The sequence below is a fragment of the Amycolatopsis australiensis genome, from assembly GCF_900119165.1.
Classification (GTDB): domain Bacteria; phylum Actinomycetota; class Actinomycetes; order Mycobacteriales; family Pseudonocardiaceae; genus Amycolatopsis; species Amycolatopsis australiensis.
In genome coordinates, this window is the sequence record NZ_FPJG01000006.1 from 932,808 (window position 1) to 942,170 (window position 9,363).

9 protein-coding genes are annotated in these 9,363 nt (G+C 70.8%); 4 read left to right on the forward strand and 5 right to left on the reverse strand.

All coding sequences use genetic code 11. The annotated features are described in order from the left end of the window. Positions 1-79: 79 nt before the first annotated feature. The gene (locus tag BT341_RS05695) at positions 80-727 is read left to right on the forward strand and encodes a TetR/AcrR family transcriptional regulator (RefSeq protein ID WP_072475265.1); all 648 of its coding nucleotides are present in this window, start codon (positions 80-82) and stop codon (positions 725-727) included. A gap of 48 nt (positions 728-775) precedes the next feature. Here the strand turns inward: BT341_RS05695 and BT341_RS05700 are convergent, their stop codons facing one another. Beyond that, positions 776-1,960: an amino acid deaminase/aldolase gene (locus BT341_RS05700; protein WP_072475266.1), complete on the reverse strand. Its 1,185-nt coding sequence runs from the start codon at positions 1,958-1,960 to the stop codon at positions 776-778. Between the two features lie 84 nt (positions 1,961-2,044). Here BT341_RS05700 and BT341_RS05705 point away from each other — a divergent pair, with 84 nt between their 5' ends. Next, the gene (locus tag BT341_RS05705; RefSeq protein WP_072475267.1) at positions 2,045-3,340 is read left to right on the forward strand and encodes a D-arabinono-1,4-lactone oxidase; all 1,296 of its coding nucleotides are present in this window, start codon (positions 2,045-2,047) and stop codon (positions 3,338-3,340) included. On the opposite strand, the gene BT341_RS05710 is transcribed toward BT341_RS05705, so the two are convergent. Genes BT341_RS05710 through BT341_RS05720 form a run of 3 tightly spaced genes read right to left on the reverse strand, consistent with a single transcriptional unit; the run spans position 3,337 to position 5,595 of the window. Beyond that, positions 3,337-4,287, reverse strand: coding sequence for a ribose-phosphate diphosphokinase (locus BT341_RS05710; RefSeq protein ID WP_072475268.1), 951 nt, complete (start codon positions 4,285-4,287; stop codon positions 3,337-3,339). The two genes, BT341_RS05705 and BT341_RS05710, sit on opposite strands and share 4 nt — an antisense overlap. Continuing rightward, a complete protein-coding gene (locus BT341_RS05715; RefSeq protein WP_072475269.1) occupies positions 4,284-4,934 on the reverse strand; it encodes an SDR family oxidoreductase in 651 nt (216 codons plus the stop codon). The genes BT341_RS05710 and BT341_RS05715 overlap by 4 nt, the downstream gene beginning before the upstream one ends. A gap of 10 nt (positions 4,935-4,944) precedes the next feature. Beyond that, positions 4,945-5,595 (reverse strand): hypothetical protein, encoded by a 651-nt coding sequence (locus tag BT341_RS05720; RefSeq protein WP_072475270.1) that lies wholly within the window; start codon positions 5,593-5,595, stop codon positions 4,945-4,947. A 422-nt stretch (positions 5,596-6,017) separates the two neighbouring features. Between BT341_RS05720 and BT341_RS05725 the strand changes: the two genes are divergently transcribed. Then, a complete protein-coding gene (locus tag BT341_RS05725) occupies positions 6,018-7,088 on the forward strand; it encodes an HpcH/HpaI aldolase/citrate lyase family protein (protein WP_072475271.1) in 1,071 nt (356 codons plus the stop codon). Continuing rightward, positions 7,085-7,942 (forward strand): HpcH/HpaI aldolase/citrate lyase family protein, encoded by an 858-nt coding sequence (locus BT341_RS05730; RefSeq protein ID WP_072475272.1) that lies wholly within the window; start codon positions 7,085-7,087, stop codon positions 7,940-7,942. The genes BT341_RS05725 and BT341_RS05730 overlap by 4 nt, the downstream gene beginning before the upstream one ends. 35 nt (positions 7,943-7,977) lie before the next feature. Here BT341_RS05730 and BT341_RS05735 read toward each other — a convergent pair whose 3' ends face one another. After that, positions 7,978-9,363 (reverse strand): amidase, encoded by a 1,386-nt coding sequence (locus BT341_RS05735; protein ID WP_072475273.1) that lies wholly within the window; start codon positions 9,361-9,363, stop codon positions 7,978-7,980.

Below are 9,363 nucleotides of genomic sequence, written 5' to 3' on the forward strand. Positions count from 1 at the left end.
CTCATATACTAGGTCTTCACTCGTCCGTGGGGAAGCCCGTCGGCACGATAAAGTCCCAGATCAGACGAGGAGGAGCGCCGTGTCCGACATCCAGGCCGCGAAGGTGCCGGCAGAAGCCACCCCCTTGCGCCGTCAGCCGGTCCAGCAACGCAGCGCGAAGCGGGTCGAGCAGATGCTCGACGCGAGCGCGGCGTTGATCGACGAACTCGGTTACGACGCACTGACGACGACGCTGATCGCCAAGCGGGCGGGCGTGGCGGTCGGTTCGCTGTACCAGTTCTTCCCGGACAAACGCGCCGTGGTGCAAGCGCTCACCGCCCGCAACTTGGAGCGCTTCGTGGCGGCGGTGAACGAACGCCTGAAGCAGCTGGGCCCGGAGCACTGGTGGGACGTCGTCGACTCGATCCTCGACATCTACCTGGAGATGCACCGCTCGGTCCCCGGCTTTTCCAAGGTCCACTTCGGCGACATCATCGACCGTCAGCTGCTGGACGAAACCCGCGACAACAACGCGGTGATCGTGGATTCCCTGACCGAGATCCTGACGGCCCAGGTCGACCGCCCGGTGGAGGACCTGCGGTTCGCGATCACGATCGCCAACGAGGTGGCGGACGCGTTGTTGAAGCTGGCGTTCCGGCGAGAGCCCAGTGGCGACGAGAAGATCGTCGCCGAGGCGAAGTACGTGGTGAAGGGGTACTTGGCGGCTCGGTTCGGAGAGCAGTCCTAGCTGTCCACAGAAGTTGTCCACAGGTATGCACAGCTGTGGACAACCCGGTCAGCCGAAGTTCTGGTGCTCGCCTCGGTAGGTCGGGACCGTGCGCTCCACCTGGTCGCCCTGGATCAGGTGGTAATGCGTGAAGCGCTCTGCCAGTTCGCCCGCCTTCGCGTGGCGCAGCCAGACCCGGTCGCCCAGCTTCAGGGTGCGGGCCGCACGGCCGGTCACCGGCGTTTGGACCTCGCCCGCCCCCTCGAAGCCCAGCAGTTTCAAGCCCGTCGGCAAGTACGGCTGCGGCTGGCGGGATGGTCCTGTGGGGCCCGAAGCGATGTAACCACCCGAGAACAGCGTCGCGATCTTGCGTGTCGGACGGCGCACCACCGGCAACGCGAACAACGCCGCCGGGCGAGGGTGGAAGCGGGAGTAGCCGTCGAACAGCGTCGGGCCGATCAGGCCCGAGCCCGCTGCTATCTCCGTGACCACGGCGTCCGCCCCGGTGGACTCGATGCTTCCGGTGCCGCCGCCGTTCACGAACTCCAGCGGCGTCACCGCCTCGACCGCTCGGACCGCTTCGCCCCTGCGCCGGTTCAGCTCCGCTGCCGAACGGCGTTGCATCCAGCCGATCACCGCCTGGTTGACCCGGCGGCCGGCCGCGTCGCCGAGGCCCGCGATCTGGCCCTCGTACGCCATCACGCCCACCAGGCGGAACCCCGGGCGCGCCACGATCTGCTCCGCGAACGTCGATGCCTGCTTCGGCGTGAACACCGGCGAGCGGCGCGTGCCCACGTGGACTCCCGGCAACGGGCGCCACGACGCGTCCAGCTCCAGGCACACCCGGATTTCCGGGTGACCGTGGCCCAGCGCGGCGTCCACCAGGTCCAGGTGCGACGGCGAGTCGACCATGATCGTGATGGCCGCGCGGGCCTCGTCGGACGCGGCCAGTCGGCGGAGTGCCTCGTGGTCGGCCGTCGGGTAGGCGACGACGATGTCATCGGTCGTACCCTGCTCGACGTGCCAGATCGCCTCCGCCAGCGAGTAGCACATCAGGCCCTCGAAGCCCGGCATCGCGAGCACGCGCTCCAGCAGCGCCCGGCAGCGGACCGACTTGCTGACCACCCGGATCGGCTTGCCCGCCGCGCGACGGCGGAGGTCTTCGGCGTTCGCGTCGAAGGCCGCCAAGTCGACTACCGCCAAGGGGGGATCGAGGTCCTTGGTCGCCAAGTCGTACACCGTCGCACTGGTCACGAGGTCTAAAGTACGACACGAAGGCTTGAAACGCGAATACTATTCACTTACTGTTTCGGGCACTCGACGAGGAAGGGTGCGCGCATGACCCGGTGGACCAACTGGGCGGGCACGGCGTCCGCCTCGCCGCAGCACGTTCACCAGCCGCGCAGCGCGGCCGAGATCGCCTCGACGGTCGCCGCCATCGCCGCGGCCGGCCGGACCGTGCGCCCCTGGGGCAGCGGGCACTCCTTCACCGCGATCGCCGCCGCCGATTCCGACGCGCTCGACCTGCGTCACTGGACCGGGATCGAACAGGCCGACGTGGAGACGGGTCTCGTGACCGTCCGCTCCGGCACCACGATCCGGCAGCTCAACGCCGAACTCGACGCGCTCGGGCTGGCCATGACCAACCTCGGCGACATCGACGCGCAGACCATCGCCGGCGCGATTTCCACCGGCACCCACGGCACCGGCGCGAAGCTCGGCGGCCTCGCCACCCAGATCGCCGCGCTCGAACTCGTCCTCGCGGACGGCACGATCGTCAACTGCTCGGCCGACGAAAAGCCCGATCTCTTCGCCGCCGCCCGCGTCGGCCTCGGCGCGCTCGGCGTGATCACCACCGTGACGCTGCGGTGCGAGCCGGCGTTCTTCCTGCGCGCGCAGGAACGACCCGAGCCGCTGGAGCAGGTCCTCGAGGGCTTCCACGACTTCGCCGCGGAGAACGACCACTTCGAGTTCTACTGGTTTCCGTACGGCAAGAACGCTCTGGTCAAGCGCAACAACCGGACCGGCACGGCCCGGCCGCTGAGCAAGGTCCGGGAGTTCGTCGACTACCGGATCATGGAGAACGTCGCGTTCGGCGGGCTGTGCCGGACCGGGCGGCTGATGCCGCGGCTCGTGCCGTCGCTCGGCAGCTTCGCCTCGAACGTCCTCTCCGCCCGCGAGTACAGCGACCGCTCGCACCGCGTCTTCGTCACCGCGCGAGACGTCCGGTTCACCGAAACGGAATACGCTGTTCCACGTGAATCAGTGCTCGACGTGCTCGCCGAGCTGCGCGCGCTGGTTCCGAAGCTGAAGGACCCGGTGATGTTCCCGGTCGAGGTGCGCGTCGCCGCGGCCGACGACATCTGGCTGTCGACCGCGCAGGGCCGCGACTCGGCCTACATCGCCATCCACCAGTTCGTCGGCATGCCCTACCGCGAGTACTTCGGCGCGTTCGAGAAGATCGCCGGCGCGGTCGGCGGCCGCCCGCACTGGGGCAAGCTGCACGACCTCGACGCCGGCGTCCTCCGCTCCCGCTACCCGCACTTCGACGACTTCCTGCGCGTGCGCAAGGAGACCGACCCGCGCGGCGTGTTCACCAACACCTACCTGGACCGGGTCCTGGGACCGGCCTAGAACAACGCCGACACCGATTCGCCGTTGTGGATGCGGCGGATCGCCTCAGCCATGGCCGGCGCGATCGACAGGATCTTCAGCTTCTCGGTGCGTTCCGCTTCCGGCACCGGGACCGTGTTGGTGCAGACGATCTCCAGCACCTCGGGCCGTCCGCCGATCCGCTCGATGGCCTTCGCGGCGAACAGGCCGTGCGTGCACGCGACCCGGATCGAGCGCGGCTCGAGTTCGGCCAGCCGGTCGAGCAGCTCCAGCACGGTGCTGCCCTTCGCGATCTCGTCGTCGAGCACGATGACGTCCCGGCCGGTGATCTCGCCGATCACCGACGTGATCTGGACGCGGTCGTCGGGGAACCGCTCCTTCGCCCCGGCCGCGACCTGCACGCCGAGGAGCCGCGCGAAGTGCGACGCCTCCTTGGCGTTGCCCAGATCGGGTGAAACGACGGTGGTGCGGGACAGGTCGTACTGGCGGAAGTGCTTGGCCAGCTCCTGCAGCGCGTGCAGGTGGTCGACCGGGACGCTGAAGAAGCCGTGGACCTGCGGCGAGTGCAGGGTCATCGCGAGCACGCGGCTCGCGCCCGCGGTCACCAGCAGGTCGGCGACCAGCCGGCCGCCGATCGAGATGCGCGGAGCGTCCTTCTTGTCCGAGCGCGCGTACGAATAGTGCGGCATCACGGCGGTGATCCGGGACGCCGAGGCGCCGCGGGCCGCGTCGAGCATCAGCAGCAGCTCGACGAGGTGTTCCTGCACCGGCTTGACCAGCGGCTGGATGATGAAGACGTCCCGCTCGCGGCAGTTGGCCTGCAGCTGTACTTCGAGGCAGTCGTTCGCGAACCGCTGGATTTCGACCGGCCGCAAGGGCACGCCCAGGTGGGCGCAGATTTCTTCGGCCAGCTCAGGGTGCGCGCTGCCGCTGAAGACGGCGATCTCTCGCGAGGCTTCGGTGATCACAGCGCTGAGATCGCCTCGTCGACGGCGACCTCACCCGAGATCAGCGTCAGGGTGCGGTGCACCGAAGCGCGCGTCCCGAGCAGGCCGGCGATGACCGCGGCGACGTCGTCGCGCGGGATCGGGCCGCGGTCGGTCTTCTCGGCCAGCAGGACCCGGCCGGTGCCCGGCTCGTCGGTCAGCTGCCCCGGCCGGAGGATGGTCCAGTCGAGGTCGCGGGCCTTGAGGTCGTCCTCCGCCGCGCGCTTGGCACGCAGGTAGTGCCGGAACTCCTCGGTGACGTCGGGATTCTCCGGGTTGTCGGCCCCGATGGAGCCCACCTGGAGGTGCCGCCGGACCCCGGCCCGCTCGGCCGCTTCGGCGAACAGCGCCGCGGCGCCCCGGTCCACTGTGTCCTTGCGGGCGGTGCCGCTGCCCGGGCCGGCGCCGGCGGAGAACACCGCGGCGTCGGCACCCTTCAGCACCTCGGCGACGGCGTCCACATCGGAGTTCTCCAGGTCGAGCACGACGGCCTGGGCGCCGGCGGCCTCGAGGTCCGCCACCTGGGCGGGGTTCCGGATCAGCCCGACCGCTTCGTCCCCGCGTGCGGCGAGCAGCCGCTCGAGCCGCAGCGCGATCTGACCGTGTCCACCAGCAATGACGACTCGCATGGAGCCGACTTTAGTGCGAAGCGGGCGCCTCCGCGGTCCGGAGCAGGTGGTCGTAGACCAGCTCGTTGACCAGGCGGGAGACCGGGTCCTCGGCCAGCACGACGCGCTCGGTCCGGCCTTCGAGGTCGAGGTCGACGACCGCGTTCGGGTCGGCGGTCACGACGGCGAGGCCGTACGCGCGGGCGCGCGGCAGGCAGTTGCCGACGTAGTCCTCGGTGAGGACGGCCGGCGAGGGAAGAACCATCGCGGCCTCGCCGTAGCGGGCGAACGGAACCGCGGAGGCCATCGCGGTGCGCCAGTGGCGCGCGACGGCCAGGACACCGACGATCTCGGCGGCCGGGGCGGGGGCGGTTCCGGCCAGCTCCGGCCAGGTCCAGGTGTCGACGGTGGCGCGGTCGGCCACCGGGCCGGCACCCATCGCGATGCGTTCGGCGTGGACTTCGGTGCGCAGCTTGGCGACCACACAGACCTTGCGGCCGAGGATCGTGGTCTCGGGGAGCACGATGCCGTTCCAGCCCAGCTGGGCGGCCGCGGCGCGGGCGAGCTCGTCGACGCTCGCGGGGAGCTCGATCGGCGGCACCACGCGGCTCGGCATCGACCGGCTGCGCTTCGCGCCACCGGCGACCGTCGAGCGCTCGGTGTTCTGAGGTGTAGCCGCCACGAGTCCGCCTCCTTCAAGCCTGCACTGCATCGTGACCGGGGAAAACCGGCACACCATCTGTGTAACAGCGCGACGCCGCGGCGTCGCCGGGTAGCGCCGGTGGCTGCGATCGGCGGCGCCCAGCGGTCGATGACCGGTCGGTAGGCGGTCATCCGACTTCGGCCGAACGGTGCGGCCAACCGAGTGAGGGCGGGGTGAGTGGCATTACGGTCCGCCTGCGCCCGACTACCCGTGGCGGACCCCGCCAAACCCCATCCGGTTAGCCCGTTCGGCGCAACCGATAGAGAATCCACAGTGGACGTGGGCCGCTGAGCTGCGGTTGTCGGCCCTCACCGACATGGCGGTGAGCTACGCCGCAGCGCGCGCGTGTCCCCCGGACTAAAGTTACCGATCAGTCACTTAGTCGCCGCCGTGGAGGACCGATGCGCTCCCCGAAGGACTTCTTCGCCCCGCTCGCCCTGGGCGCGCCCGCCCCCGTGCGCGAGATCCCGGTGACGCCGTCCCGGATGATCCACTTCTTCGACCCGGGCAACGAGAAGATGGCGGCCAAGGTGCCGGACCTCGCGAAGAAGGTCGACGTCCTGCTCGGCAACCTCGAGGACGCCGTGCGCGCCGACCGCAAGGAGGCCGCGCGCGCCGGGCTCGTCGCGATCGCCAAGGCGAACGACTTCGGGAAGACGCAGCTGTGGACGCGGGTCAACAGCCTGGACTCGCCGTGGGTGCTCGACGACTTGATCACGCTGGTCACCGAGATCGGCGACAAACTCGACGTGATCATGGTGCCGAAGGTCGAGGGCGCGCAGGACATCCACTACGTCGACCGGCTGCTGGCCCAGCTCGAAGCCCGCGCGGGCCTGACGAAGCCGCTGCTGGTGCACGCGATCCTCGAGACGGCGAGCGGCGTGGCCAACGTGGAGGAGATCGCCGGCGCCAGCCCGCGCATGCAGGGCATCTCGCTCGGGCCGGCCGACCTGGCCGCGAGCCGCCGGATGAAGACGACCCGCGTCGGCGGCGGCCACCCCGGCTACCTCGTGCGCACCGACCCGGTCGGCGACGACCTGACCGCGGGCCGGACGACCTACCAGCAGGACCTCTGGCACTACACGGTGGCGCGGATGGTCGACGCCTGCGCGATGCACGGGATCCTGCCGTACTACGGGCCGTTCGGGGACATCCGCGACGTCGTGGCCTGTGAGGACCAGTTCCGCAACGCGTTCCTGCTCGGCTGCGTCGGCGCGTGGAGCCTGCACCCGGTGCAGATCGGCATCGCGAAGAAGGTGTTCTCGCCTTCGCCGTCCGATGTGGCCTGGGCGCGCCGCGTGATCGCCGAGATGGGCGACGGCACGGGCGCGGTGATGATCGACGGGAAGATGCAGGACGACGCGTCGGTAAAGCAGTGCCGCGTGGTCGCCGAACTGGCCGACGCCCTCGCGGCGGACGACCCCGAACTCGCCGCGGCCTACGACGCCGCTACCAAGGAGGCCCTCGGATGACCGAGCTGAAGCCGAGGCGGTCCGTCCTCTACATGCCCGGCGCCAACGAGCGGGCGCTGGAGAAGGCCAAGACGATCCCGGCGGACGCGCTGATCCTCGACCTCGAGGACGCCGTCGCGCCGGACGCGAAGGAAGCCGCCCGTGAGCGGGTCTGCGCCGCGGTGGGTTCGTACGGGACGCGCGAAGTGACCATCCGGGTCAACGGCCTGGACACCGAGTGGCACGACGCCGACCTGCGCGCGGCCGCGTCGGCGGGCCCGGCCGCGGTGGTCGTGCCGAAGGTGAACTCGGCGGCCGAGGTGCACAACATCGAGCGCGCGCTGGAGCTGGGCGGCGCCCCGGACCACACGAAGATCTGGGCGATGGTCGAGACGCCGGTGGCGATGCTGCACGCGGAGGAGATCGCGGCGGCGTCCGAGCGGCTGACGGTGCTGGTGATGGGCACGAACGACCTGGCCAAGGAGCTGCACGCGGAGTTCGTGCCGGGCCGCGGGCCGTTGCTGGGCGGGTTGTCACTGTGCCTGCTGGCCGCGCGCGCGACCGGCAAGGTCATTCTCGACGGCGTCTACAACGACGTGAAAGACCTTCCCGGTTTCGAGGCCGAGTGCGAGCAGGGCCGGCAGTACGGCTTCGACGGCAAGACGCTGATCCACCCGGCGCAGGTCGAGCCGTGCAACCGGATCTTCGCGCCGTCGGAGGCGGAGATCGACCGGTCACGCCGGATCATCGAGGCGTTCGAGGAAGCTCGCGCCGCGGGACGTGGCGTCGTGACCGTCGACGGCCGGATGATCGAAAACCTGCACGTCGAAAACGCACGGCGGGTGCTGGCGCTGGCCGAGGCCGTCCGGAACTGACGACCTCGGCACCCTGCGGGCTCAGAACTTCTTCGCTAGCCCACCGGCCAGGGCCGCTGCGGCGGGCGAATCCGTTCGTACGCCGCCGCGGCACGCAGGACGCCCACGTCGTCGAAGCGGCGGCCGGTGAGCTGGAGGCCGATCGGGCGGCCGTCGCCCGTGTAGCCGCAGTTCAGGGACACCGACGGCTGGCCGGACATGTTGTACGGGACCGTGAACGCGATGTGCTCGAACGGCCGCGACGGGTCGTTCGTCGGGGACGCCCACTCCGCCGGTGGGGCCGCCACCGGGCACGTCGGGGACAGGACGACGTCGTACGCCGAGGTCGCGCGCAGGGCCGCGACGCTGATCGCGTCGATCTGGGCGAAGCCGCGGTAGACGTCCACTCCGGACACTTCCGCGCCGCTCGCGGCCCAGTCCGCGATGTACGGCAGGACCTTCGCGCGGCGGTCCGCCGGCAGGGCCGCCATGTCGGACCAGGCGCGGGTGCGCCAGAAGACGTCCAGGCCGTCCAGCATCTCGCGGGTCAGGAACGGCCCGACCGGCTCGACGACCGCGCCCGCCGCCTCGAAGGCACGGGCCGCCGCCGTGACGGCGTCCAGCGTCGCCGCGTCCACCGGCAGGCCCACTCCCGGGTCGAGGTGCAGGCCGACGCGCAGCCCGGCCACGGACGGATCCAGCGACGTCCACGGCAGGTCGGCCGGCGGCAGGCTCAGGTGGTCGCGGGCGTCGGGCGCCGACAGCACGCTCATCAGCAACGCCGTGTCGGCGACCGTGCGGGTCATCGGACCGGCGACGCGGCCGAGGAACGGCGGGTCGACCGGTACGCGGCCGAAGCTCGGCTTCAGCCCGACCAGCCCGCACCAGCCGGCGGGCAGCCGGATCGAGCCACCGATGTCCGTCCCGACGTGCAGCGGGCCGTAGCCCGCGGCCGCCGCGGCACCCGCGCCCGCGCTCGACCCGCCGGGCGTGCACCGGACGTCCCAGGGGTTCCGCGCCGTGGCGTGGAAGCTCGACAGCCCCGACGTCAGCATCCCGTAGTCCGGCATGGTCGTCTTGGCCAGCAGGACGCCGCCGGACTCGCGGACCCGCGCGGCCGCCGGCGCGTCCTCGGCCGCCGGGACGAGCGCGGTCGCCGCCGTGCCGAGCGGGACCGGGGTGCCGCGGGTCGCGATGTTCTCCTTGAGTGTCAGCGGGACGCCGTCGATCGGGCCCAGCGCCTCGCCGGACGCCCAGCGAGCTTCGGACGCCTTCGCGTCTTCGCGAGCAGCTGAAGGGTCGTACGCATACAACGCGTGCAGCTCCGGCTCTCGCGCCTCGATGCGCGCGAGAACGGCTTCGGTCACCTCAACCGGCGACAGCGTCTTCGCGCGGTACTGCGCGACGAGCTCGACAGCGGTCAGGTCGGGCAGCTCGGTCAT

Bases quoted from the DNA above. Each gene is read 5' to 3' on its own strand.
- BT341_RS05705 (WP_072475267.1), top strand. From the start codon at position 2,045: ATGACCCGGTGGACCAACTGGGCGGGCACGGCGTCCGCCTCGCCGCAG.
- BT341_RS05715 (WP_072475269.1), bottom strand. From the start codon at position 4,934: ATGCGAGTCGTCATTGCTGGTGGACACGGTCAGATCGCGCTGCGGCTC.
- BT341_RS05725 (WP_072475271.1), top strand. From the start codon at position 6,018: ATGCGCTCCCCGAAGGACTTCTTCGCCCCGCTCGCCCTGGGCGCGCCC.
- BT341_RS05730 (WP_072475272.1), top strand. From the start codon at position 7,085: ATGACCGAGCTGAAGCCGAGGCGGTCCGTCCTCTACATGCCCGGCGCC.
- BT341_RS05735 (WP_072475273.1), bottom strand. From the start codon at position 9,363: ATGACCGAGCTGCCCGACCTGACCGCTGTCGAGCTCGTCGCGCAGTAC.